At 41.0% G+C, this 26219-nt stretch carries 25 protein-coding genes; 21 read left to right on the top strand and 4 right to left on the bottom strand.

From position 1 onward, the window contains the following. Positions 1–52 precede the first annotated feature (52 nt). The 5 genes from yycF to PV403_RS10795 are packed head-to-tail and all read left to right on the top strand — an operon-like array spanning position 53 to position 5505. Positions 53–778: a response regulator YycF gene (gene yycF / locus PV403_RS10815; RefSeq protein ID WP_213530939.1), complete on the top strand. Its 726-nt coding sequence runs from the start codon at positions 53–55 to the stop codon at positions 776–778. Then, a complete protein-coding gene (gene walK / locus PV403_RS10810; RefSeq protein ID WP_332084580.1) occupies positions 779–2605 on the top strand; it encodes a cell wall metabolism sensor histidine kinase WalK in 1827 nt (608 codons plus the stop codon). Next, on the top strand, positions 2602–3885 hold the full coding sequence (locus PV403_RS10805) for a YycH family regulatory protein (RefSeq protein ID WP_332084579.1): 1284 nt from the start codon (positions 2602–2604) through the stop codon (positions 3883–3885). The genes walK and PV403_RS10805 overlap by 4 nt, the downstream gene beginning before the upstream one ends. A gap of 60 nt (positions 3886–3945) precedes the next feature. Next, the gene (yycI, locus tag PV403_RS10800; RefSeq protein WP_213530934.1) at positions 3946–4692 is read left to right on the top strand and encodes a two-component system regulatory protein YycI; all 747 of its coding nucleotides are present in this window, start codon (positions 3946–3948) and stop codon (positions 4690–4692) included. 6 nt (positions 4693–4698) lie between these two features. Further along, on the top strand, positions 4699–5505 hold the full coding sequence (locus tag PV403_RS10795) for an MBL fold metallo-hydrolase (protein WP_213530932.1): 807 nt from the start codon (positions 4699–4701) through the stop codon (positions 5503–5505). Here PV403_RS10795 and PV403_RS10790 read toward each other — a convergent pair. Further along, positions 5474–5680: a hypothetical protein gene (locus tag PV403_RS10790; protein WP_332084578.1), complete on the bottom strand. Its 207-nt coding sequence runs from the start codon at positions 5678–5680 to the stop codon at positions 5474–5476. The two genes, PV403_RS10795 and PV403_RS10790, sit on opposite strands and share 32 nt — an antisense overlap. A 469-nt stretch (positions 5681–6149) precedes the next feature. Here PV403_RS10790 and PV403_RS10785 point away from each other — a divergent pair, with 469 nt between their 5' ends. From PV403_RS10785 to rlmH, 3 genes are all read left to right on the top strand, one after another. Then, positions 6150–7397 (top strand): S1C family serine protease, encoded by a 1248-nt coding sequence (locus PV403_RS10785; RefSeq protein ID WP_332084577.1) that lies wholly within the window; start codon positions 6150–6152, stop codon positions 7395–7397. A gap of 290 nt (positions 7398–7687) precedes the next feature. Continuing rightward, positions 7688–7855: a CxxH/CxxC protein gene (locus tag PV403_RS10780; protein WP_160035581.1), complete on the top strand. Its 168-nt coding sequence runs from the start codon at positions 7688–7690 to the stop codon at positions 7853–7855. 187 nt (positions 7856–8042) lie between these two features. Continuing rightward, a complete protein-coding gene (gene rlmH / locus PV403_RS10775) occupies positions 8043–8522 on the top strand; it encodes a 23S rRNA (pseudouridine(1915)-N(3))-methyltransferase RlmH (RefSeq protein WP_332084576.1) in 480 nt (159 codons plus the stop codon). 98 nt (positions 8523–8620) lie between these two features. Here rlmH and PV403_RS10770 read toward each other — a convergent pair whose 3' ends face one another. Then, positions 8621–9973, bottom strand: a complete 1353-nt coding sequence (locus tag PV403_RS10770; RefSeq protein WP_332084575.1) for an MATE family efflux transporter — start codon at positions 9971–9973, stop codon at positions 8621–8623. 130 nt (positions 9974–10103) lie between these two features. On the opposite strand from PV403_RS10770, the gene PV403_RS10765 reads away from it, so the two are divergent. From PV403_RS10765 to PV403_RS10755, 3 genes are all read left to right on the top strand, one after another. Then, on the top strand, positions 10104–10787 hold the full coding sequence (locus tag PV403_RS10765) for a TetR/AcrR family transcriptional regulator (protein WP_332084574.1): 684 nt from the start codon (positions 10104–10106) through the stop codon (positions 10785–10787). A gap of 104 nt (positions 10788–10891) precedes the next feature. Further along, a complete protein-coding gene (locus PV403_RS10760) occupies positions 10892–11509 on the top strand; it encodes an NAD(P)-dependent oxidoreductase (protein WP_332084573.1) in 618 nt (205 codons plus the stop codon). A 404-nt stretch (positions 11510–11913) separates the two neighbouring features. Further along, positions 11914–12996 carry a hypothetical protein gene (locus PV403_RS10755; RefSeq protein WP_332084572.1) on the top strand — a complete coding sequence of 361 codons (1083 nt, stop codon included), beginning with the start codon at positions 11914–11916 and terminating at the stop codon, positions 12994–12996. 277 nt (positions 12997–13273) lie between these two features. On the opposite strand, the gene PV403_RS10750 is transcribed toward PV403_RS10755, so the two are convergent. Beyond that, the gene (locus tag PV403_RS10750) at positions 13274–13786 is read right to left on the bottom strand and encodes a DUF421 domain-containing protein (protein ID WP_213530918.1); all 513 of its coding nucleotides are present in this window, start codon (positions 13784–13786) and stop codon (positions 13274–13276) included. Positions 13787–14106: 320 nt separating this feature from the next. Between PV403_RS10750 and PV403_RS10745 the strand changes: the two genes are divergently transcribed. From PV403_RS10745 to PV403_RS10735, 3 genes are all read left to right on the top strand, one after another. Continuing rightward, positions 14107–14652 carry a 50S ribosomal protein L25 gene (locus PV403_RS10745; protein ID WP_213530916.1) on the top strand — a complete coding sequence of 182 codons (546 nt, stop codon included), beginning with the start codon at positions 14107–14109 and terminating at the stop codon, positions 14650–14652. Between the two features lie 197 nt (positions 14653–14849). Continuing rightward, complete coding sequence (locus PV403_RS10740) at positions 14850–15833, top strand: alpha/beta hydrolase (RefSeq protein ID WP_332084571.1); 984 nt, start codon at positions 14850–14852, stop codon at positions 15831–15833. A gap of 48 nt (positions 15834–15881) precedes the next feature. Beyond that, the gene (locus PV403_RS10735) at positions 15882–16589 is read left to right on the top strand and encodes a DNA alkylation repair protein (protein WP_332084570.1); all 708 of its coding nucleotides are present in this window, start codon (positions 15882–15884) and stop codon (positions 16587–16589) included. Between the two features lie 82 nt (positions 16590–16671). On the opposite strand, the gene PV403_RS10730 is transcribed toward PV403_RS10735, so the two are convergent. Then, a complete protein-coding gene (locus tag PV403_RS10730; RefSeq protein ID WP_332084569.1) occupies positions 16672–17427 on the bottom strand; it encodes an SDR family NAD(P)-dependent oxidoreductase in 756 nt (251 codons plus the stop codon). A 302-nt stretch (positions 17428–17729) separates the two neighbouring features. Here PV403_RS10730 and PV403_RS10725 point away from each other — a divergent pair, with 302 nt between their 5' ends. The 7 genes from PV403_RS10725 (at position 17730) to PV403_RS10695 (ending at position 26217) form a co-directional block, all read left to right on the top strand. Beyond that, positions 17730–18464 carry an SDR family oxidoreductase gene (locus PV403_RS10725; RefSeq protein WP_332084568.1) on the top strand — a complete coding sequence of 245 codons (735 nt, stop codon included), beginning with the start codon at positions 17730–17732 and terminating at the stop codon, positions 18462–18464. Positions 18465–18486: 22 nt separating this feature from the next. After that, entirely contained in the window at positions 18487–19068 is a 582-nt protein-coding gene (locus PV403_RS10720) for a DapH/DapD/GlmU-related protein (RefSeq protein ID WP_332084567.1), read from the top strand. Positions 19069–19345: 277 nt separating this feature from the next. Next, on the top strand, positions 19346–20017 hold the full coding sequence (locus tag PV403_RS10715; protein WP_213530904.1) for a DUF4956 domain-containing protein: 672 nt from the start codon (positions 19346–19348) through the stop codon (positions 20015–20017). 11 nt (positions 20018–20028) lie between these two features. Next, a complete protein-coding gene (locus tag PV403_RS10710; protein WP_332084566.1) occupies positions 20029–21495 on the top strand; it encodes a CotH kinase family protein in 1467 nt (488 codons plus the stop codon). Between the two features lie 92 nt (positions 21496–21587). Continuing rightward, a complete protein-coding gene (locus PV403_RS10705) occupies positions 21588–23651 on the top strand; it encodes a hypothetical protein (protein WP_332084565.1) in 2064 nt (687 codons plus the stop codon). Between the two features lie 12 nt (positions 23652–23663). Further along, positions 23664–24848 carry a HEAT repeat domain-containing protein gene (locus PV403_RS10700; RefSeq protein ID WP_332084564.1) on the top strand — a complete coding sequence of 395 codons (1185 nt, stop codon included), beginning with the start codon at positions 23664–23666 and terminating at the stop codon, positions 24846–24848. Then, positions 24817–26217 carry a glycosyltransferase family 2 protein gene (locus PV403_RS10695; protein WP_332084563.1) on the top strand — a complete coding sequence of 467 codons (1401 nt, stop codon included), beginning with the start codon at positions 24817–24819 and terminating at the stop codon, positions 26215–26217. The genes PV403_RS10700 and PV403_RS10695 overlap by 32 nt, the downstream gene beginning before the upstream one ends. Positions 26218–26219: the final 2 nt, after the last annotated feature.

Here is a 26219-nt window from a genome sequence, read left to right as displayed (position 1 = left end):
AAACGAGACCGAGGTCTTTTTCACAAAATAAACGTTGGAGCGGAGCGATTGTATGCAAGGGAAGATTCTCGTAGTGGATGATGAACAACCAATCGCAGATATCCTTAAATTTAACCTGGAGAAAGAGGGATATCAGGTTACATGTGCCTTTGACGGCATACAGGCTGTAGAACTTGCATTGTCTGAACAACCGGATTTAATTTTGCTGGATTTAATGCTCCCAGGTAAGGACGGAATGGATGTCTGCCGGGAGGTAAGAGCACAGCTTGAAACCCGCATTATTATGCTGACGGCTAAAGATTCGGAGATTGATAAAGTGTTAGGACTTGAACTGGGAGCGGACGATTATGTCACGAAACCATTTAGCACAAGAGAGCTGCTGGCCCGGGTAAAAGCGCAGATGCGCAGACAACAAAAACCACAAATTCAAGTGGATTCCTCATCTTCAGCAGAAGAACCGCAGGGGCTGAAGTTACATGACCTTTATTTTGATACAGATATGTATACGGCTTACAAAGGCGGAGCAGCGCTTGATCTGACCCACCGCGAATATGAACTGCTCTATTATATGGCCAAAAATGCAGGCAAAGTGATGACGAGGGAACATTTGCTGCAGGCGGTATGGGGGTTTGAATATTTTGGTGATGTGCGGACGGTGGATGTGACGATTCGGCGTCTGAGAGAGAAGATTGAAGAAAATCCAAGCAAACCGGAAACGATTGTGACACGCAGGGGACTTGGTTATTTGATTCGAGGTTCAAAGAGCGGAGTTTTGTAGATGAAGTGGACTTCTTTTTTTCGTACTGTTCAAGCCAAACTGATTATTGTTTATGTACTTCTCATTCTGGTAGCAATGCAGCTGATTGGTGTCTACTTTGTTAGTGCGATGAAAACGTCGCTGACCAGCAACTTTACAGAAGATTTGCACGCACGTGCAGAAATGCTGTCTGTACTTGTAGCGGAGACACTCGTTACCGGAGACGGTGATGCCGGTGAAGAACGAACCGAAAGTCTAGGGACACTGGTTAATAATCTTTTTAATATTAGCGGTGCAGAGATTCAAGTACTTGATGCAAGTGGTCGTGTACTGACGACAACCCTTAGCTCGCACAACAATTACATAGGCCGTAAAAATACACAAACCGTGGTCAGCCGTGCATTGCAAGGGATTCGGGATAATGAAGAAAATGTGATTGATGAAGATAATGTACGTAAAAAAGTAGTAGCCAAGCCTGTCTCCTCCGGAGGGAAAATCGTCGGTGCTGTCTATATTGCGGCTTCGATGAACGAATTATACACAACAATGGAGCGGATCAATAATATTTTTATATCCGGAGTCATGATCGCGCTTGGTCTGACCGCTGTGCTCGGTGTCATTCTATCACATACCATTACGGCCCCGATCAAGGAACTAACACGAAAGGCAAATGCTGTGGCGGAAGGAGATTTTCGCACTAAAATGCCGGTGCATGGAACCGATGAGATCGGGCAGCTCAGTAAAGCTTTTAATTATATGACAAGCCGTTTACGAACAGCACTATCTGAGAACGAAGAGGAAAAAGAAAAGCTGTCCTCGATCCTTGCTAATATGAGTGATGGCGTTGTCGCTACGGACGAACTTGGACGTATTATTCTCGTGAATAAACGTGCCAGTCTCATGCTGGGCGTTGAAGAATCTGCAATGACCGGAAGACATTTTGCTGTCCTGCTCGGACTTGATGTGGAGGAAGCGGAGACGATGCTGAGCGGTATTACAGCTTCTACACTTTTGCAAATTCACCCCCATGGTCAGGATGGATCACTCGTGATTCGAGTTACTTTCACTCCCGTCCATCGGCGAGGGCATGGCGGAACAGGCACCATTATTGTGCTTCAGGATGTGACGGAACAGGAAGAGCTGGAAGCATCACGGCGTGAGTTCGTGGCCAATGTGTCCCATGAGCTGAGAACTCCGCTGACAACGATTAAAAGCTATGCAGAAGCACTCGATAATGGAGCGATTGAAGATCCTGAACTAGGAGGACGTTTTGTTGGGGTAATCCAAAATGAAACGGAGCGGATGATCAGACTGGTTACCGATCTCCTTCATCTATCACGACTTGATTCTAATGAAGCGCCGCTGCGTAAGCAGTTAACTCCAATCATTGATGTACTGGAAGAGGTGGCGGATCGCTTCTCATTCCAGATGCAGCAGAAACAGATGAGTATTGCGGTCATTGTAGAGCGGGGAGTTCCGGAAGTACCCATGGATCGGGATCAGATCGATCAGCTTCTTGATAATTTGGTATCCAATGCTCTCAAATACTCAAATGAGGGAGGAAGTGTCACCTTGGCTGCTTCCCTTGTCGAAAAAGGGGTGGCCATATCGGTTGAAGATACCGGGATCGGCATTCCTAAAAAAGATATTGAACGGATCTTCGAAAGATTCTATCGTGTGGAAAAAGGAAGAGCCCGCAGTATGGGCGGTACGGGGCTCGGTTTATCGATTGCCCGGGAAATCGTCAAAGCACATGGCGGCGACATTGAACTTGAGTCTGAGTTTGGAAAAGGAACAAGAGTTACGTTCATTCTGCCTCTTGTACAGGAAGAGAGGGGCTATTCATGAAGGAAGGTCTGAAAAACACGGTATTAGTACTGCTGATCACAGCCAGTCTTGTTCAGAGTTATTTTCTTATTTACCGTCTGCCCGGAAGTTACTCCATCGTGAATAGTGAATCTAACTACATCAAGACCGAGAATATGGGTCAGGAAAAGCGAGTGGAGAATTTATTATTTCCTGATCAGATGATTATTCATATGGGAAAGGATAAGCATACGATTTTTTATCCGGAATCCACATTTTATCAGCTCATCTATTCACGGCTCCAAGGCCGTAATTTTGGAAATTTTGAAAGGCAGAGCGTAGATTCTGCGGATTGGGAGGAACTGAAGAAGAAGCATCCGGGCATTGAGCTGTCATTTGATGGCGGTATACCTGTATCCCTATTGCAGCGAGTTATGCAGCTTGATCCGGATTCTCTTTTTCAGGCGGAAACGATTCATAAGATTTGGATCTATACTACCGATAAGGACCCGAAGGTACACGCTCTGTTCTTCAGCGCGCGGGGGGATGTCGTTTATGAGGCGTCGGATGTGGATTTAACGGTACAGGATGTATTGCAGCATGTTGATTTTGGGACGGGCTGGACTCCTTATCAGCTAACTGAGGCCGGATACTATATTCCAGAAGAACCGCTCGAAGTACTCCAAGTAGAGATTCCAACAGGTCAGTATACGGTAGAACAAATGCAGCGCAGTCTATTCTTTGACCCAAGTATGACGCGAAATATTCAGGAGAAAGATGGATCGGAAATTTATACAGACAGCAAGCGAAGTTTGCAGGTGAAATATAACCAGCGCTGGATCAGTTATAATGACCCTGCGGCTGTGCTGACGAGTGAAGTAGACCGGACGAAGGACGTGCTTGCAGCGGTTGATTTTGTGAATCAGTATGGCGGTTTTAACGGGACTTACCGGCTTACAATGGATACGGAGAATCAAAGTACGGAGATCAATTTGCTTCCCTATTATGACAGCTACCAGATCCTGGATCTGCCGCAGTATGGATTTGAGCATATATATCTTGATGTGCAGAAAGAGTCTGTCGCTACTTACGAACGTTCCCTGCTCTATTTAAGAGAGGGAGAAGAGATCGATAAGCAGATGGTAGAGCTTTCTTATGGGGAAGAACTGGAACAGCAGATTAAAGAAGCCGCTAGAGATACGGATGTGGTCAGTGTATACCCAGCTTATCATCCACTGCCAACGGAGGCAGGAATGAAACTTGTCCCTGTGTGGACTGTTAAACTGAGTACAGGGGAAGTAAGGATGCTGGAGACAAAGTAAAAAGTGGTTAACCCTTGGACTGGCCTGCACAGGTGGTCTATAATGAAATGAGGTGAAAAGATGGACTTTGGCCGTGCCAAGAATGTATTAATATATGCTTTTCTGCTGCTGAACCTGGTTCTAGGTTATCAGTTGTGGGTGGATGCACGGGAATCGGCCGGCTCAAGTCTTGACTATACTTCTCTTGGTGACAGTACACAGCGACTGATGGAAGAGAAGGGAATTCAGATTCTTGCGCCCATTCCAAGCGACACACCTGTTATGCCAAAGCTGACCTATCGATATCTAAATGGGGACAAGGCAGCGGGAATCGTGCAGCTTGATCAGCCTATTGATAGTAAACTAGTGTTTTCTGAAAAAGAGATGGCGGCTGCGCTGAAAAAGACAATTCCAGATATTGACCAGTATAAACTGGACCCGCTTGCAAATCTGGATGCTTCAGACCGATTTATTTTACATCCGCTTGCGGAGCAAAAATGGCCTCTTTTTCACGTGAATTTAGAGTTATATTATTCAAATCAGAAAATAACAGCGTACCGGCAATCACCGATTGAGATGTCAACATTCGAAGAGGAACAACAAGTGCTTCCGGCTTCCAAGGCGCTTGGCACGCTGGTCGAGCTCTTTTTACCGAATGAAGCGGTCGTACAGGATATCACGCTTGGATATTATGGTGAGGAGTTTAACTCGGACAGCCAAGTGGCAGCCCCTGCGTGGAGATTTGTGCTCGAAGGCGGGCAGACCTATTATGTTCAGGGCATCAGCGGAGAGGTGATTAGTCCGAAGACAGAAAAACCGGAGGAGTAATGAGTTATGGGGATACGTTTTACCGTGTTGTCGAGTGGTTCGACAGGGAATGCGACAGTCGTTCGTAATGATGATACGGCTTTATTAATAGATGCAGGACTCAGTGCGAAGCGAATCGATGAACTCATGCTAGAGCGGGACATGCTGGGTTCACAACTGGACGGGATTTTAGTTACACATGAACATTCAGACCATATTCGGGGTCTTGGTGCGGTGGCACGGAAATATAATTTACCGATCTATGCGAACACGAACACATGGAAAGCAATGCACAAATCGATTGGTAAAATCGCTGAGGAGAACATTCGAATTTTGGAGAGCGGAGAGGTAACAGAGTTTAAATCACTTCGCGTGGAGTCGTTTGGGATTTCTCATGATGCAGCAGAGCCTGTAGGCTATTCTTTCTATGATGGTAAAGAGAAACTTAGTGTGGCAACGGATCTTGGCTATATGAGTGATAAAGTCCGCGATGCGATCTCAGATGCAGATGTCATGGTACTAGAAGCCAATCATGATATTGATATGCTGCGAATGGGACGATACCCATGGAACACCAAAAGACGAATTATGGGCGACCTTGGTCATCTGTCTAATGAAGCAGCAGGTGCTGCCCTTAGCGAACTGATGAATGGAATTACGAAACGTGTATATTTGGCTCATTTGAGCCGTGATCATAATATGATGGAACTCGCCAAACTTACGGTACGAAATGCAATGGAAGAACGAGGATGTTTCTATAAGGATAGCGAATTCCAACTTTGTGAGACGTATTATGACCGGCCTACACCGTGGGATAAGGTGAGTTCTCCATAAAGCTGTCGAGATCGGCAGCTTTTTTTTCTACCTCTTCCCGGGTAAGGATGTTTTTTTCGATAAGCAGCTCAATGATGGTACTTAACGCAAGCGTGTTGCGGTAATGCTCTTCTTTGAGATCCGCTAATTTGGCGGCAAGACCGACCTCTTCCATAGCTGTGTATATACGATTCATCATGAAACCTCCTTCTGATTTGGGCAGCGAATTATATCAAACTTTCAGCGAGTCTAGTAAGCTCTTAATTGTATTGTAGTCAGACAGGGGCAAAAACATTCCTGTTTTTTCCTGTTTCTTGAGAAGTAAGGGTCATGCTATGCTAGAAAAGCTTTTTTATGGAGTTTCATTTTGGTATAAAAATGGGAATAAAGACCTTGTTTTTTCGCTTTGTGTGGACAAAAAATGAGGTTTATAATCCATTTACGTTGCCGCGCTTAAAGCGGTAAAATGATGGTGATATATGTAATAGAGACTGATTTCTTACCCTTTTTTCGAAACTTTTTCGTTTCATATGTGTTAACTATAGTAGAGAAGATATGAGACCTGTAGCAATTTTTATAGATAATAATTCATGTGAACAGAGAAATAAGCACGTATTAAGGCAGTAAACGGTCTTGATGCAAGTGATACGAGGGGAGAGAATCCAATGGGATTGTTTGACGATGAGTTTTATTCCACCAAAGTATCAAAACGGACCGGAAATCTTCCAAACCGAATTAGAGTCAGCCGCAAAAGATGGTGGCCGAAAACAGTAAAGAATACGGAATCTTCCACTTTTTCAACGATTCAGGTTGCTGTAATCAGCTCGGTGATTAGCGCCATTGTATCTGTGACTTTATTTGCGTGGATTGTATATCCAGGAGATACACAAATGGCTTTTGCCGGACAAAGTTCTTATGCAAGCGGAGGGACTGACTCTTACGAGACACAAATCATGCAAGCGGGAGATAAGGTTCGTCCAGCTGTAGTAAGTATTGTGAGTCATAAAGAGGTTGAAGGTTCTAAAATTTCGGATTCGGCTTTAGGGTCGGGCGTTATTTTTAAAATTGAAGGTAAAAAAGCATTTATCATGACCAATCATCATGTTGTCGATCGTGGTGAGAACCTAGAAGCTGTAACCGTAGATGGTGTATCCAAAGAGGCAGAACTGATCGGTAAGGACCGAATCAGTGATATTGCTGTGCTATCCATTGATAGCAGCGGAATTAATACAGCAGTGGAGCTCGGAGATTCTACCAAACTGCGCCGAGGTCAGACTGTACTTGCCATCGGAAACCCATTAGGACTTGGCGGCACGATGACAAGAGGGATTGTAAGCTATATTGATCGTCAGATTCCGGTCTCTATTAACCAGGATGGAGTATATGACTGGGAACAGTCGGTCATTCAGACGGATGCTGCCATTAATGAAGGGAACAGCGGTGGTGCTCTGGTTGATTTAGAGGGGAATTTGGTTGGTATTAATACGATGAAGATTGCGGATACTGGTGTAGAAGGGCTTGGATTTGCAATTCCAACGCATGATGTGATGACGATTGTCGATGATCTGATGGTGGATGGAAAAGTATCTCGTCCTTATCTCGGTGTCTACACCGTAGATTTAACCAGCCCCTACGCTCCGCTCGATAAAGAACAGCGGGAAGAGATGAAGCTGCCTGATTCCGTTGAGGAAGGCGTGATCGTGCTCGAATCATCCGGTCCAGCGGACGAAGCGGGACTTAAGATGAATGACGTCATTGTGGAGTTCGATGGAAAGAAAATTAAATCAACACTCGATCTGCGTAAACACCTGTATGAGAAGAAGAAAATTGGCGAGGAACTCAAAATAAAGTTTTATCGTGATGGGAAGCTGACGGAAGTTTCCACTAAGCTTACAGATAAACCTAATGAATAGCACCAAAGCGAAAAACGGTTTTCCCCAGGCAGGTGGAAGCCGTTTTTTATTTGCTCATCATGCATGGCGGGTTACTCGATCTGGGAAGCCTAAACACAGGCAGCAGCAAAGGTCACGATGAAAAGTCCTATTCTACCCAATTGTTAGGGGAGAAAAAGGATAAAGGGTTTCTTTTCACGCGCAGGTATGGTAGAACAAGAGAAGGAGCATGTCCATATGTGAGGGCGTTTGCCTCGAAGCATAAGGACACAGCCGTAAGAAGGGTAAAGACAGAAAGGATGCTTGAGTGAATGTACACCGTATGTAAAGATCATGTGGAGCATGCCATTGACCAGTTTGTTGATGAATTCGAGGATGCACCCGATATTGTAGATTTGAAAGAAACCGAATTCTCCGACTGGGACCCGCCGGTTAAGTGCTCAGAATGTGATAACAACGCGGAGTTCCTAGTGGTCTAAGAGGTTCATGCTTCGCACGGATATAGTCGAATAGTAAACATGGGGAGAGCGTGAAGTTTGCGCTCTTTTTGCTTGTATATATAACGTAGATGGTAAGTGGATTAAGAAGATGTGCAAAGGTATAAATTAAGCGTGGATGTTAGTACATAACGGTGAATAGCCGTGTTATATAGGAGGTATGTAGAATATGTTTATTCAAATTATTAGTGTAGGGAAATTAAAAGAAAAGTATCTAGTGCAGGGCATCCAGGAGTATGCAAAACGTCTTGCTCCTTATATCAAGTTCCAGGTGATTGAAGTTCCGGATGAAAAAGCACCCGAAAACATGAGTGATGCTGAAATTCAGAATGTGAAGGACCGTGAGGGGGAGAAGATCCTTGGTCATATTAAAGGTGATGCTCATGTGATTGCCTTAGCACTGGATGGTCAGCTGTGGAGTTCGGAAGATTTGGCTGCCGAGATCGATAAGCTTGCTACTTATGGAACAAGCCATATCGTCTTTGTGATTGGCGGTAGTAACGGTCTGTCGAATGTGGTACTTCGGCGTGCACAGCAGCGCCTGAGCTTCGGGCGAATGACTTTACCGCATCAGCTGATGCGTCTTGTGCTCGTGGAGCAGATTTACCGTTCGGTGAAGATTAACCGGGGGGAACCTTATCATAAGTAGGGTCTAATTGTTGGTTTTAGCCTATTCCCTGTCCTTGTAGCGAAAAAAAGCTGGATCAGGAAATGTCCTGATCCAGCTTTTTGCATGTTATAGATTTTTTAGTGTACTAAACTATCCAAATCGGGTTGCAATTTGTTCCGCAAAATATACATCATGATGGCACCAACAAGGAATGCGACAGTATCCGCAATGACAAGCGACCAGACCACCCCGTGGAAGCCATTCATATGATTGGCGATATAGAGCACAGGAATCAGAGTAATTCCTTGAATAACTGACATAATAAATGCAGCAGTTCCTTGCGCTGTTGCCTGGAAGATCCCCATAAATAACGTGGTCATTCCTGAAACAAATAAGGATAAGAATGTCACATGCAGAATGTAGCTGCCCATTTCAATTAATTGCGGGTCATTCGTAAATAAACCAATTAGGTTATCGGAAATGAAATAGACGATGATGCCGAACACGACGGCTAACCCCATAATGGCTTTGAACGTGAATCCAATCGTCTGCTTCATGCGTAATTTATTCGCTGTAAAAGAAAAGGCAATAAGCGGCACGACTCCCTCGCATAATCCCATCAGTATAAACTCAGGCAATTGCAATAAACGAGATGAAATTCCGTATGCTGCTACGGCCATATCACCATATTCGACAAGAAAATGGTTAAAGATGAGCGACATTGCACCCATGAAGATACTCATAATAAAGACAGGAGTACCAATTTTGAAAACATTCCCTAGAATGTCCTTAGTAGCCTTGAACCATTTTGCGGATACGGTTAGGAATTGACTTTTGTATCCCATATGGAAGGCGTAGAATACACTCGCAACCAAGTTGGAGACTACCGTAGCAGATGCAACACCGATTACGCCCCAATGGAAAACAAAAACAACCATTGCATCGAGGATAATATTTACGACAACGCTAAGAATCATACCAATCATTGATGTGATCGCTGCACCTTCTGAGCGTACGATGTTTTCTAATGTGAAGAACAATACGACGAATGGTGAGCCGATAAGCATAACCGTGACATAGTCTTTCGTAAATCCGAAGGATTCAGACGTTGCCCCTAATCCTTGAACGATGGAATCAATTAACGGGAGGCCGACGGCCATCAGAATAAGACCGAGCACTAAGCTGCTGTAAAAGGCAAAGGAAGATACATATTTTACATCCTCATATTTTTTCTCTCCTAGCAAACGGGAGATAAACGTACCGCTGCCCACCCCAATCAGGTTGCCCAGCGCCATAATGATCGCGAATAACGGCAAGGTTAATGCGAGCGCGGTTAACACGGCAGTATTGTGGAGCGTACCAAGGAAGTAGGCATTCAAGATGGAATAGATGACACTCATTGACGTGCCTAGCATCATCGGTACTGCAAAGTGAGCTACCGCTTTTGCAACCGGTGCTTTTTCGAAATAATGGAGGTTTTCTGCATCCATGCGGATCACTTCTTTCTTTTTCATGATTATCTAACAGTGTTAGTTTGAGTCTAACAGTGTTAGATGGTATCATGAACTTATGAATATGTAAAGCAGAAACTTACACTGTTAGATAAAAGGGCGGATATTAATGAAAAAAAAGCAGCAGCCTCAAATTTCGGAAGATAAGATTTTGGAAGCCTCGTGGGAGCTCTTAGGAGAGGAGGGCATTGAGAAATTCAGCATGAGACGTTTAGCCGACAGGCTAGGAATTCAGGCTCCCTCTCTGTACTGGTATTTCAAGGGCAAACAGGATCTCTATCAGCGTTTAGCTAACCAGGTATCTAAAATAATTCTGGAGGAGTTTCACTCTGAAGGGGATTGGAAGGAACAGCTGACTGCGCTTGCAGTAACAGTACGGAGCGTGCTTAGCCGCTATCCATGCTCTACGCAGCTCATGATGATGACACTGCCTCATGAACCGGACATCATTCGTTACACGAACCGCATGCTTCTTTGTGTAGAATCGACACCGCTTGAGCAAGAGCAGAAAATACAAGTGGTTACTACGCTTGCGAACTATGTTTACTACTTCGTTCTAGATGATTACCAGCATGAGCGTAATGTCACCGCCATTCTTAAGGAACAGAAGTCACTACCGGGTGAGGAGATGATGCGTCTTCTGGACTCCATGAGCGAAGCGGAAGCAGGACTGTTCCGGAGTATGTTCACAAACGGGCTGTTTAAAGTGATGGGGACGGATCGTGCGTTTGATTTTGGGATGAAGCTGATTCTGCTCGGAATTGAGCAGGTGATAAAAGAGCAGGAGAAGTAGAATGTAAAACCGCTCATCCGGTTACTGGATAGCGGTTTTCAGTTAAGATTTACCTTGATATTATCAAGAAGTTTAAAAATGATCGGAAAGAAAGGTGAAGTGTTATGAAAATTATTGTTTTCGGAGCAACGGGTGGTGTAGGCCAATCTGTCGTGAAGCAGGCAGTAGACAATGGTTTCGAGGTAACAGCATTTGTACGAACACCAACAAAGCTGGAAGTTACACACGACAATTTGAGAATTATAAAAGGAGATGCCTTCAATCAAGCAGAAGTTGCAGCTGCAATTGCTGGTCATGATGCGGTCGTGTCATGCTTAGGTTCTAGTCAAGGAATGAAAAAATCAACGGACCTCCAAGAGATGGCGAAAAATATGGTCACTGGCATGCAGGAACATGATGTGAAACGAATTGTCTACACTGCATCTGCAGGAATTCATAAAGAACTACCAGGCATAAGTGGAAAACTAATCATGAGAATGCTTAAGAATACTCTAGCAGATCACAGGGCTGCTACGGATTATATTGAAGCACATGGACTGAACTACACCATTGTTAGACCCTTGGGCTTAACCAATCGTCCCCTTTCAGGAAAGTACAGAGAATCTACGACAAGTGTACCCAAAAACTCAAGGTCAATACCGCGTGCAGATGTCGCACATTTTATTCTCAAAGCATTAAATAATGCAGAATATGAAAATACATCGATTGGAATTGCTACTTAGAAAGCAACAAAATTCTACTGACTTCGAGAAGTACCGGAAGACCCGTATGGCTCAGGACGAAAAGGTCCTGCTGGGACACCCAGAGCTGACTGCAAATGCTGATTGCCATCCCAAGTCGGTTACGCCGCGGTGACCGCATCTAAGTAAACCAAAAATTTATTCTGTATAAATACGTGCTGCAGTTAATATAATGGTCTAGTCGAACCCATTACCTGCAATTACAATAACTTGGGCTGGATTCTGCTGTATTGTTGTCGAAATTATACTCGGCTTTCAGACCGATGGCAGTTCCGCAATAAAGTCAGGATGTTACATATTTTTACTAAAGACCCATTTTTGTGATTCGAAAATCAATAACAGGTTTAAGAGTAACTTATTATACATAAGGAAGAGGAGAGAACAAATTGAGAAAACAAAGTAAACGAAGTACCGGCAAGGTACTCATTATTTTGCTGTTATCTGTTCTTTTTATTTCAGCCTGTAATTCAAGTAACAACGGAAGTAATACATCCGATGGTGGCAAAGAGGAAAAAACATTTACTTCTAAAGACGGGCAGGTCCAGTTAACTTTGGATAAGGTATGGGTAGAGGACCCAGCTCTTAATGAACAGGCCATTCTGGCAGTTTCCGAAAGAAAAAATGAAAAGTATGCAATAGTAAATTCTCTTCTAAAATCGAATATGGCGGACGGTGCTACATTAGATGATTTCAAAGCTATATTTATGAATAACATTGACTTGTCTATAACAAATGCGGAGGAATCTAACAACAAAACAATAAATGTGGATTCTACTGAAGCTCAGCTATTTGAAATTACCGGTGAGGCACAGAAGGTGAAAGTGCATTATTTAGTAGCTTTACTTGAAAAGGGCGGCTCTTTCTATCAAATTATTACATGGTCTACACAATCTAAATTTGAAGCTAACAAAGAAGAGCTTTTACAGGCGATTGAATCATTTAAGGTATTAAAGGAAACACCAACAACTCCAGCATCTACATCTACTTCGCCCCCCGAATCTACAGATCCTAACAACACAGACGTGACCACCATGGCGAGCGATGACAAGAAGGCAGAAATTACGATTCCAGCTTCTATGTCTTACGAACTTGAGCTGTCTCCTGATGCTGACATTCAAGCCTCACGTATGCAGCAAGAAGAATATTTGATGGTTCTCCGTGAGGGTAAGGATACTTTTGCCGATAACTTCACTTTGACCGATTATTATACAGCGGTTACTGACTCCATGTCTCAAGCATTATTGAATGCCACTCTAACAGAACCTAAGGAAATTGAGGTCAATGGACAGCCAGCTGTACAATTCGAGCTAAGTGGGGAAATCGACAAAATTAAAATTAGCTACCTGATCACACTTGTAGAAACCGACGGTAACTTTACTCAATTGTTATTTTGGACTCTTCAAAATCGGATGGATGAAAAACGCGACATGTTCATCAATGCTGCTAGTACGTTTAAAGAGGTTCAATAATCCATACTATTTATGCAGACGAAATAAGACTCTGACTCCAAAGAACTGGAGCCCAGAGTCTTACCTTTTTTTATTTTTATTTCAGTTATAGGCTACCAAATGGTAGGTCGTATTATTACGATACAAAATAGAGAGAAAGGTGTCCGAGCTAAACTGCAAGAGGGAAGGACACCTTCATGACGTGTATTGAGGTAAGAAGATCTTATTACCAGTTTTGTAATGCATGTTAAATGTCTTATTACTGTACTAAACTATCGAAATCGGCGCTGTTGCCTTCTTAAGATTCCTCACCCAGGTCATCTAGCAAATCGGCTCGGGATTCGTTTGATGAAGAAATAATGGATAGCTTCCCATTGCTTTCAAGAACAACGAAGCTTACCTCATCCATAGTTTGAATACCTTGGTTCCTGGCAGCTTGGTAAATATCCTCTCTGTTGATTCTTGCTTTTTTCATAGCGCTTCTGATATAAACGCCTTTGTAACACAGTAATTGAGGGTCTGATGTCAGCATTTCACGAAACCAAGGCTTTCTTAAAGAAAGCTGTGATAACAGAAACTGCATTCCAATCAGCAGAGCCAAGGCGGTTAAACCTTCACTCAAGGATATTTGCTTATTTAAGACTACCGAAGAGAGAATGGAACCGAGCGCAACCGAAACGGTAAAATCAAAAGCGTTCATTTGAGAAAGCGCTCGTTTGCCAGACAATCTTACCATAAGAATAAGCGAGATATAACTTATAATACCGATAATAACAACTCGAAACAGATCCATCCAAGTATTAAAAAACATTACAATCTCCTTTATAGATGAGTATTATTTAAGTTATTACCCTGGATCCCATGTGATGGAACAATGTATTATAGAATAGTAATTCATCGACATTAATAACAATATATGGTATGGTTGGTGAAACCCATAGGCATTCCACTCACCCAGAGCGGAGTGCTTTCGTCTATATTTGTGGGTTTTTTACATTAATGTATTACTATCTACCCGAAAAAGGATGGAGGTCGTGATGCTGTGTTTCTCTATTGGTCCCCACTCAGGGGCGGTTCGACGGCTGCTATTAATGCGCGCTAAGATCACTCATTGAAAAGGAGAGGTAGAGCATGGCTACATACATTCATACAGAAAGACGTCCGCAATTGAATCCTTCTGGACTACGTAATTTACGTCGGGAGGGGCGTTTGCCAGGGGTTGTATTCGGGAAAAACGCAGACAATCAAATTATTCATATATGCACCAAACAATTTGAAAAGTGGATAAAGAAGGGGGCTTCTGGATTTATTGAACTGAAGATCGAAGGCGATCATTCGTTTATCGTTCTGTTGGAAGATCTTCAACGGAACCCAGTAACCCGTGCACCTTTGCATGTCGATTTTCAGCTTGTTCAAACCGATGAGATCATTCGGACGAAGCTAGGGGTCAAGATCATAGGTATTCCTGCCGGAGCGAAGTGGGGTGGAGTTGTGCAAATCCAAGACCCGTATGTGGAAGTGGAGGCACTACCGAAAGACCTGCCGTCTATAGTTGAGCTGGACATCAGCGCGATGGAAATCGGAGAAACGCTCTTCGTGAAAGACCTGGTCCTACCGCCGGAAGTGACAGTTATCTCCGGTGATAACGAACTCCTTGTTTCGGTGTCGAAGCCTTAATGCCTATGAAGCTGTTTTCATCTGTGAAGTGTCTTTAAATAGCTAGATATAATATGTATCAAGCAGTTTGATGAAATGAGTCCGGTAATTATACCGGGCTCATTTTTATTTATGTCTTCAAGTGGTCTATAGTGTTTAATATAGTCTTTTGATTCCGGAGTTCTATATTGCATGAAATCGAAAAAAGAGGTGATAAGATGAAAGTGACGACCGATATGATCGATAAGCAACTGCGATTCAGAGGAAAGTTGTTCGATTCACTGATGAAATCAAAGAATGAACAGAAATGGCAGAAGGCGATGTATAAATTGAAGAAGCGATCGGATCGATCAGCCGGGAAGAACATCGAGGGTCTTCATTGCAGTGAAGAGTGGATAACACGAAGAGACGGCTCGAAGCTGCGAATTCGGATCTATAAGCCGCTTGGAGACACTAGCCAAATACCTGGCGTTCTTTGGATCCACGGCGGTGGCTATGCAATGGGCATCCCGGAGATGTTTGGCGAAGCGTACAAACGATTAATCCATGCGAGCCCGTGTGTTGTGGTTGCACCCGATTACCGTCTATCCATCGAAGCACCATATCCTGCTGCACTGGATGACTGTTACGACACGCTTTTGTGGATGAAAAGTCATGCCAAGGAGCTCGGTATAAGAGAAGACCAGCTGATGGTTGGGGGCGAAAGCGCAGGAGGCGGACTTACGGCCGCTCTTACGTTGTACGCAAGAGACCGGGAAGAGGTCAGTATCGCTTTTCAAATGCCGATCTATCCGATGATCGATGACCGAATGGATACCGATTCTGCCAAGTCTAATCATGCGCCAATCTGGAATTCTGACTATAATCTGTGGGCATGGAAGCTGTACCTTGGGGAGTTATACGGTGGAGATGTGCCTCCATATGCAGCTGCCGCAAGGGCAACGGATTACAGCAATTTGCCGCCAACCGTTACTTTTGTTGGAGACATCGAACCGTTCAGGGATGAAACTATTCAATATGTAGAAAACCTGCGGAGTGCTGGAGTACCGGTCGAATTTAAAATGTTCCAAGGCTGTTATCATGGCTTTGATATCATCCATCCGAAAGCGCAAGTGAGCAGGGAGGCTCATTCCTTTTACATCAACGCATTCAAATATGCGGTGAAGCATTATTTTGCGAAGCAGCCAACGGACAGAGTCTGAATGGAACATATACAATCATATAAACCTTTAAAAAAGGAAGTGCGGACAATGGATCTAGAAATGGTCATGCAAGAGCTTGAAGCTCTCGGCAAGGAACGAACCAAGAAAATATATCAGTCGAATGGTGCGCACGAACCGCTTTTTGGTGTGGCGACAGGAGCGATGAAGCCGCTCTTTAGAAAAATAAAACGTAACCAGCCATTGGCTGAGGAACTTTATGCTACAGGAAATTACGATGCTATGTATTTTGCAGGGATGATTGCTGATCCTAAAGTGATGACGGAGAAGGACTTTGAGCGTTGGATAGATCGAGCTTATTTTTATATGTTATCGGATTATGTAGTCGCTGTAACTTTGGCAGAAACGGATGTTGCACAAGAAGTTGCTGATAGGTGGATAGCAAGTGATATAGAGCTAAAAATGTCGGCAGGATGGAGCTGCTACTGTTGGCTGCTCGGCAATCGTCCAGATGGTGAATTTTCGGAAGAGAAAATAGCTGCTATGTTGGATCTTGTGGCAAGCACCATTCATGATGCACCTGAACGTACAAAATATGCGATGAACAATTTCATTTATACTGTGGGAGTATCCTATCTGCCTCTTCATGAGAAGGCGGTCACAATCGCAAAGGAAGTAGGACCGGTGGAGGTTAATGATAACAACAATAAAACCAAGTTTTTGAATGCTTCTGTTAATCTGCAAAAGGCAATAGATAAGGAGCAACTCGGTTTTAAACGAAAATATGTAAGGTGCTAGTGTTCTCATAAAAAGACAGCCCTCATTACGTTTGAGGACTGTCTTCTCACATATTATTGGGCAGAGTATCCGCCACCGGTAATTAACGTAATTTAATAGATCCGCCATCGACCATAATAGTCTGACCTGTAATATAAGCAGAATCCTCACTTGCTAGGAATACGGCTACTCGTCCGATATCATTTTCGAGTTCGCCAAGTCTTCTCATCGGGATCTTAGCAAGCATGCCTTGATAGTACTCTGGGTTCTCTTCTGCCCACTCAATCAATCCAGGCGATTTTGCGATCGGTGCAATGATGTTCACATTGATACCGAATGGACCAAATTCATTTGCCGCTACGCGAGTAGCTGCACGAATGGCTTCTTTTGCAACTGCGTATGACACTTGATTAACGTCCCCATTAATGCCAGCACCGGAAGCAAAGTTGATGATATTTCCTTTTGTTTCTTTTAAATAAGGAAGTGCGGCTTGCATCAAGTAGAATGTTGGGTAGAAACCGGTTCCAAAAGATAAATCGAAATCTTGCTGTGTTGTATCTGCAATCGAATTCATTCGGGAGGCGTGTGCATTATTGACTAAGATATCAATTTTTCCGAATTTGTCAGCTATCGTTTTAACGATATCAGCTAATTTATCATGTTCTGTTAGATTCGCTTCAATAAAGATAGATTCAGGAGCATATTCTTGCAATTCTTTAATTGTTTGCTCCCCAGCTTCCGCGTTCAAATCGATAATGACTACGGTTGCTCCTTCTTTAACGTAAGCGGTTGCTATTCCTTTACCAATACCACCGGCTGCTCCTGTAATGATGGCGATTTTTCCTTCCAGTTTTCTCATCGTTGTCGTCTCCTTTTGTAGAAATAAGGTCTTCATTTAAAAAAGATGCCTTATCTCTCAACATAAAATGATATCCACTTTATTCGAAATCTTAAAATACACTTACTTTTATAAAGTTGTATATTCCACAACAATAACGCTGCCCATACGCTTATGTCAAATATTGTGAGAGTAATCCTTTGTTTCTCTGTTGGTATGCCTAAAAAGCATAAGAGTTTATTTTATATAGGCATTGGATAATTAGTTCTTATCATCCTATGATTTTATTGAAAACGGTTAAATGGATGAGGGAGGAATTATAGATGGCTATACAAGACAAAGTGATTATTATCATGGGGGCGTCTAGCGGGATTGGAGAAGCAACCGCAAAAATATTGGCGAATAAAGGAGCTAAATTAGTATTAGCAGCACGTAGAGAGGAAAATCTAAAGAGAATCAAAGAATCTCTTCCTGATGCATCCATTGTCTATAAAAAGGCGGATGTCACAAATTATGATGACGTACAGCGGGTTATTGATTTAGCCCTTACCGAATTCGGCAGAATCGATGTGCTTTTTAATAATGCGGGGATCATGCCGACGGCACCACTAATTGAGACAAAACGCGATGAGTGGAAAAAGATGCTCGATATCAATGTAATGGGCGTACTAAATGGGATTGCCGCTGCCCTTCCTCAAATGGTTGAACAAGGATCAGGACATATTATCTCAACTGATTCAGTAGCTGGCCATGTTGTCTATCCGGATTCTGCCGTATACTGCGGTACGAAATTTGCTGTAAGAGCAATTATGGAAGGACTAAGACAAGAGCAACGGGAAAACAATATCAAATCGACCATTATTTCACCAGGAGCCGTCGAGACAGAGCTTTACAAGACAATAAGCGATAAAAAAGTGGGAGAAGAGTTACATAAAGCCCAAAAGGAATGGGGGCTATCTGCAGAGGATATTGCGCAAGCAGTCGCTTATGTTATTGATACACCGGAGAGAGTATCGGTTAGTGATATGATTATTCGTCCTACAAAACAAGAAGTATAATAAAGGTCAGGTGGGTTCAGCTATGGATATGAAAGCTTTCATCGAATTTTGTAAGGAAGGCAACCCCATTTTAGGCAGCGATAAAGAATTGCATGGGCTATTAATAGAGTGCAGCTACGAAGCCCAAAGGGTAACCATGAAGTTGAATACGTCCTACCACTCGAAAGAAGAAATTGTAGAGATTTTTAGTGAACTGACAGGTACGGAAGTAGATTCATCTTTTACGTGTTTTCCACCGTTTTATACAGACTTCGGCAAAAATATCACCATTGGAAAAAACGTGTTTTTTAACACGGGATGTTCGTTTCAAGATCGAGGCGGGATTAGAATAGGGGATGGTTCACTGATCGGTATGAACGTCACCATTGCTACCCTGAATCATGGATTATCTATAGAAACAAGAAATGGAACGTATCCTTCTCCTGTTGTGATTGGAGAAAATGTATGGATTGGGTCGAGCGCAACGATATTACCCGGGGTAACGATTGGGGACAATGCTGTGGTTGCCGCGGGAGCCGTTGTTACTAAGGATGTGCCCAAAAACACGGTTGTTGCAGGAGTGCCGGCAAAAGTAATTAAGAAAATAGATACAAATCTAAATTAATTTCATCATACTTTTTGTTGCTTTAATCGGAACGATATATGAAATTGATTTACCCAGACAATTTTCAATAATCTCAACCAGTAAAAATACTGCTGATATAAGGATATCAGCAGTATTTTTGTGTATATTTTACATCGAATTTCACATCGTTTTTCATTTGCATTCTCTATTCTTGACGACATTTATTGATGATGCTATCTTAACTACTAGTTATAAAGGATTGGTAGTTTACACCGGTCTATTGTTAATTAATTTTTATTGTTTGGAGTTGTGATTGATGAAAGATGCGTTATATGAACTTTTGTATGGTAGTACCGCTGATGTTACGACTACGCAGCTACTCGGGAATACGTTAGTCGCATTAGCACTGAGTTTAATCGTATTTATTACATATCGGTTCACTTATGGAAGCATTCTGTATAGTAAGAAATTTAATATTTCTCTCATTATGCTAACATTAATTACAACCGTAATTATGAGCATTATTGGCGGAAATATCGCTCTATCCTTAGGGATGGTCGGGGCGCTTTCTATTGTTCGTTTTCGTACGGCGGTTAAAGATCCACGTGATACAGCGTATATCTTCTGGACCATTGCTATCGGATTAGGAGCAGGTTCAGGCAGTTTAGCGATTACTATTATCGGGACAGTTATCATCTCCTTAGTATGCTTTGTTTTTAACTATGGTATTGGAAGTGATGAACGTTATTTAATTATTATCCGCTCTGAAAATATAGACGAATCTTTAGAAAATATAAGAGCGCATATGTTTAAAGTGTGCAGAGGTTATAAATTACGTTCAGAAACGGTAAATGACCAATTTGTTGAACTTGTTTATCAAATCAAGCTAAAAGGCAATGCTTCAACAAAGGAATATGAATATATGAAAAAGATTAAAGGTGTTATTTCAATTAACGTCGTTTCTCAAAATGGAGAAACACTAGAATAGGTGTATGACATATGAACAAAAGAAATAATGGAAGAAAAACGTTGTTGTTCATTATGGTCATATTATTGATTGCTAGTTTTATTGTTGCAATTCCTCGATTGACCTACACTTCTGAATATGGAAACGAAAATTCCGAGAAAAAGGCAACCTCAAATCCTGATGTACATTCATGTGAAGGAGATCACAATTTACCGGTTGTTATTATTGATACCGATGGTCAAAATATTGAAACCATATCTGACTCTTCAATTAATGAAAAGACGGATAGGTATAATGTGGATTTTTCCTTATATGATGTTAATTCTGATGGAACCACCTGTATGGATCCGCAAACAAAACCAGCAATTAAAGAAAAGGTGGAGATTGGTATCAGAGGACAATCTTCACGCATTAATCCCAAAAAACAGTTCTCTCTAAAATTTATGAATGAGACCGGGGGAGAAAAAGATGTCTCCCTATTAAATATGCCCAAAGATAATGAGTGGGTATTAAATGGGGTTTCCGCAGACAGTTCCCTGATTCGAAATCATTTAGCTTACCAAGTTTCGGGTGAAATCATGGCATTTGCACCCGAAACACGGTTTGTTGAAGTGTATATCCTTGATGATCAAACAAATGAGATCAACGATGTAAGCTACCGTGGTGTATATATGCTGATGGAGAAAATCACACGTAGTTCTGATCGGGTAAATATAACAAAAACCGATGAGCGTTACACAGATACGAGCTTTATCATTGCTAGGGACAAGATTAAAGTAGGAGAGCCTGTTATAGACAGCTTATGGAGTAGTGTCTTAACAGACCAAATTGTAAGTGCAGATGGTACAGTCAAGAAAAGAAGTAGACTTACGTATGTGTATCCAGGCAAGGCACGAATTACGGACAACCAAAAACAAATCATAGATGACTATATTAATGATTTTGAATTGACCTTATATTCTCGTGACTTTACCAACAAAAGAAGCGGATATCGAAAATACATTGATGTGAAGTCCTTTGTAGATTATGCGATCATTAACGACTTTTTTAATAATGTGGATGGTGGTGATGTAAGTACATATTTTTACAGAGATATAGGTGGTCGTCTACATGCAGGACCCGTTTGGGATTTTGATTTGACCCTCGGTTTACCTGAAAATTCCCCATATTCTAGTGCAGAAGGATTTAAAATGTTCAACACCACTTGGTTTGATCAGCTTTTTAAAGATCCTTATTTTGTTGATACGTATATAGAAAGATATCAGTTCCTTCGAAAGAATGTATTATCAGAAGAATACTTATATGATTTGATAGATCGTGCGGTTGAAGAACTGGGAGATGCGATCCAGCGAAATCATGCGAAATGGAACGGTACTACTTCGCAAGCAGAAGAGTATGAAAAAGAGATTCAACAAATGAAAGACTATATTGCGAAACGGGCAAGCTGGATTGATCAAAATACAGCTATCTTATACAGAATGAACGAGAGTGATTTGTAAGGGATTGATGTAACTTGCGTAAATTTATGCTAATTGTCTCTAGTATGATATTGATCATCATGTTATTGATATATTTGTTTTTTTCAGGTGGTTTGCATTATAAAAAGAGTACTTTTAAAAACTCGACTGAAGAAAATGGTGTTCATTATGCAGTAAGGGTCGGGGAAGATCAGATTGAACATTATGATGGTGAAAAATGGAATGCCTTCTTAATAAAAGGGATATCTTTAAGTGACAGTCTACCTAATAAAGATCAACTAAGTTCAGACGAACTGGAAGAGAAAATGAGTGCTTGGCTAGATCAAATCAGTAAGATGAATGTCAACACCATTCGAATTCCTTCTATTCAGTCACCCGCTTTCTATAATGCAGTTTACGAATTTAATAAGAATAATCAAAATCCTATATATATCATTCATGATATTCCTATAGATGAAGATGTAATTGATGGTGAATATAAACAAACGAGTGAAGAAATATCGAAACAGTTACAAGCTAATATTGAGAATACCATTGATGTTGTCCATGGCAGAAAGATGATGTGGAATCAAGATATTTTTACAAGTAAATGGTATGCAAATGATGTTTCTCCTTATGTATTAGGCTACGTTATCGGTAACTCGTGGGATCCTACGTTAATAAAAATTATTAATAAAAGGGATCAAGAGCATTCAACTTATGCGGGGAGATATGTTACGGCCGATTCTCTAAATGGGTTTGAATATATAATGGCTGAGGCATTAGATTATACTGTCCAATATGAAACTGAAAAATATAATCAACAGCGATTGGTTTCCTTCTTAAACACCACGGAGCTTGACCCTATTATACATTCGGCACAATCCAGTGTATTTCGTAATACGGAATTAAATATTGAGAAACTCAAGGTAACAAATGATTTTCATACTGGAATTTTTGCTAGTTATCAGGCATCACCAAACGATACCGACTTTCTAAACATTAGCTTAGAAAATTCTCTCCCTTCAGAAAAGGAAGGATCCTTTGAAGGTTATTTACAACAATTAAAAAGCATTCACCAGAAACCGATTGTAATTACGAGTATTGGATTATCTACTTCTAGGGCCATGTCCAAAGAAGATGAATATAATCATTACAGTCGTGGAGGAATGACCGAAGAGGAACAGGGGAAGTATCTTACAGAGTTGCTCGATGATATTTATCAAAATCAATATGCAGGGGCCATTATATATAATTGGCAGGATGAGTGGCAGCGAAGCAGAACCTGGAATACACGTCATATAAAAAACATAGATAATACAGAAAAATGGTTAGACGTGCAATCGAGTGAACAACATTTTGGAATTATGCAGTTTGTTCCAAGCGATGAGCAGGCTGTTAAAGTGGATGGGATCACCACGGATTGGAGTAAAGAAAACTTACTATACGATAATGAAAATGGACAATTGTACGCCAAATATGACTCCAGCTATTTATATCTGATGATTCAAAAGGACAAATTTCATTTTACGAAGGATCATCTGCGTATAGCTATTGATGTTAACCCATCGATGGGAACTGAGAACTATGAAGGATATGATGGGATGTTTGATATGAATGCTGATTTCGTTGCAAGAATACAAGGGAAAAACGATTCAGATATTCAGGTTCATTCTCGGTACAATATTTTTGATTTTCGTTATAAGTACTACTCTAATATCGTGGATAAAATGACAACGATCCCTAACGAAAATACAGATATATTTGATCCAATCTATCTGTTAACACGGAATGTATTTCAGAATGACGGAACTATGGAGAAAGTACCGCCAAAATATATGGAAACAGGCACACTTGTATTTGGAAACTCAGATTATGATTCTGATCAATATAATTCACTAGCCGATTTTTATGTAAAAGAAGATGTGATAGAACTTCGAATTCCGTGGCTGTTAATTAATGTGATTGACCCGATTGGTGGGACAGCATTAGGAGATTTTTATAAGGATGGAATCAATGCCAAAGTAAAAATAGATCAAATCGGGGTACAGGTTGTAACGGAGAACGATGGGCAAATAACAAAAGTTACTTCTCCTAGCTATATACGTCTAAAAAATAATGACATTTACTATCAGGAAAGAACTAAAAAATCTTATGAAGTGCTTCAAGCCTATTTTGAAAATGTAGAAGACTCTTAAGAAAGGACGAATATGGATCTGATATACTTCTCTATTATTTTTTTCTTCGTTATTTTACTTCTTGTTATTTTATATATTGTTTTTTCAAAAGTGAAACAAGGAATTGACCATAGAAAAGTCAGCCAATTGGAAAATGAAATGCAGCCGATTGTTGACAAGTATTTGGAATCAGAAAGTGGATCTATCATTTCAGAAAATGAACTTATAGATCTGCGGAAAAAGGTTCAAACCAAGACAGGCCTTCAGGCATTTAATTCTATTTATTTTGCCAGAGTGAAACAGGACGGTTTAACTGAGAAGCTGCATAAGTTGGTCACTCTTATTATTGATTTCCAAATGTTAAACAACAATCGCATCGTGCACAATAAGTATCGAAAGAGCTATATCTTATATTTGTGTGCTGAATATTATATGAATTCGGAAGAGGTTATCAAATTTGCACTAGAAAGTCTAGATGATCCTTCGCTATATGTGAGGAATAATGCCCTTCGAGTCCTTAGAAATACAGGAAATGTGGATGCCATTATTGAGGCATATCGCAAAATCTCAAAAGGGAAATTGTACTTTAATAATAAAGTGATTGTCGATTTTATGGGTAGTTTTCGCGGGGATATGCAAGAGTTAAATAAATCTTTAGCTAGTCATATGGCCGAATTCTGCCCAAAAATAAAGCGGGGTATCTTGGACCATTTTACAAACCGTATAATCAGTGAATATACTGATGAGATTCTACAATTCATTGAGGCATCTAGCGATAAAGAAATAATCATTGCTGGAATCCGCTATTTTGGAGTCGTTCATAAACAAGAGGCATACCCATTTATTGTTGAAAAATTCAAAAGTAAACACTACGAAATTAGAGCCGTGTGTGCTAGGGCTATTGGTTTTTATCCATGTGAAGAAACGATCACACTGCTCCATGAATATATAAAAGATGCGAACTGGTTCGTACGGTACAATTGTGCTTTTACCCTCTTTCGCTTGGAAGAAGAGGACATTTTTAATAAGGATAGTTCCATTAGGAAAGTCATTTGTGAAAAGGACACTTTTGCTAGAGATATCATGATTTACACTCTCTATTCCAAAGGTCTAATCAACTCTGATAATGATCAAGTTAAATTAGCCTGCTTCCAGATCGAGAACGTGGAAAAGGAGGAGAGAAGAGATGGATTTAAAACAAATCATCTTGTTCATTAATTTCTTTTTCTTGGTCTATATGTTTCTATATGCGACTTATGTGTTTTTAAATACCATGGTGGCTTCCTTTCATCTTGATGACTTTTTTATAAAGAAAAGCCATATGGGTTACTCGGAGCTTAATAATAGGGAGAATTATATCCCTATTTCTATTATTGTTCCTGCCTACAATGAAGAGGTAACGATTATAAGTTCTATCACCTCTTTATTACACTTAAGGTATCCAAAAGTTGAGATTATCATTGTTAATGATGGCTCGAAAGACTCGACCATGCAAAAAGTGCTGGACCACTTTGAGTTAAAAGAAGTGAAACGCCCTATTCATAAACAAATAGACTGCAAAGATATCAATCGTATTTACGAAGGTGATTTTGAAGGAAAGCGACTTGTACTTGTAGATAAACAAAATGGGGGAAAGAGCGATGCTCTTAATACTGGAATTAATGTAAGTAAATATCCCCTGTTTATTTGTATGGATGCTGATTCTATTTTACAGTACGATTCTTTGGAGAAAATTGTGGTACCATTCCTGGAAAGTGATGATGTCGTTGCAGTTGGAGGTAATATTAAAGTTGCAAATCAGGCCACGATTAAAGATGGTAGAATTGTAAAGATTGATCCACCCAAAAAATGGCTTGTTATGTTCCAAATGATTGAATACTTCCGTGTGTTTCTGATGTCACGTGTAGCAATGAATGGACTGAATTCAAATTTAATTATTTCTGGAGCATTCGGTCTATATAATAAAAAAGCAGTAATCAAAGTGGGGGGATATACCACAGATGTAATGGGCGAAGATATGGATTTGATTGTAAAGCTGCACTGTTATTATCGAAAAAATAACCTCCCTTATCATATTGAATATGTACCCGATGCGATCTGTTGGACGCAAGTCCCTGAGAAAATATCAGTGCTGAAATCGCAAAGGAGACGCTGGCATATAGGCATGGGACAAGCGCTCTTTTCTCACTCCTTTATGTTCTTTCGTCCGATGTATGGAACGGTGGGTATGATTTCTTATCCGTATTTCGTTTTATTCGAGTATATAACCCCTATATTAGAGATTCTCGGGATATTGACGGTTACTTTATCCTTTTTCTTTCATATGATTAATCTGGAATTCCTTATTTTCTTTTTGATTTTTTATATGGTGTTTAATATCGTCGCATCCTGGATTTCTATTATTTTCTGTCATTATTTATTTAGTGATTCTCTGTCTCTAAAAGCGGTATTTAAACTTCTTGCTGTATCGGTATTTGAATGTATCGGTTATAGACAAATGTGTTCCCTATTTCGAATTGGTGCTTTTGTGGGTACACGAAAAGGAAAGCACAAGTGGGGAAATATGGAGCGTGTTTCAATGGAATAAGG

The sequence above is a fragment of the Paenibacillus sp. GYB006 genome, from assembly GCF_036577645.1.
In the GTDB taxonomy this organism is placed as follows: domain Bacteria; phylum Bacillota; class Bacilli; order Paenibacillales; family Paenibacillaceae; genus Paenibacillus.
The sequence above is the reverse complement of the archived record's forward strand: the minus strand, read 5'-3'. Positions and strand labels throughout refer to the sequence as shown.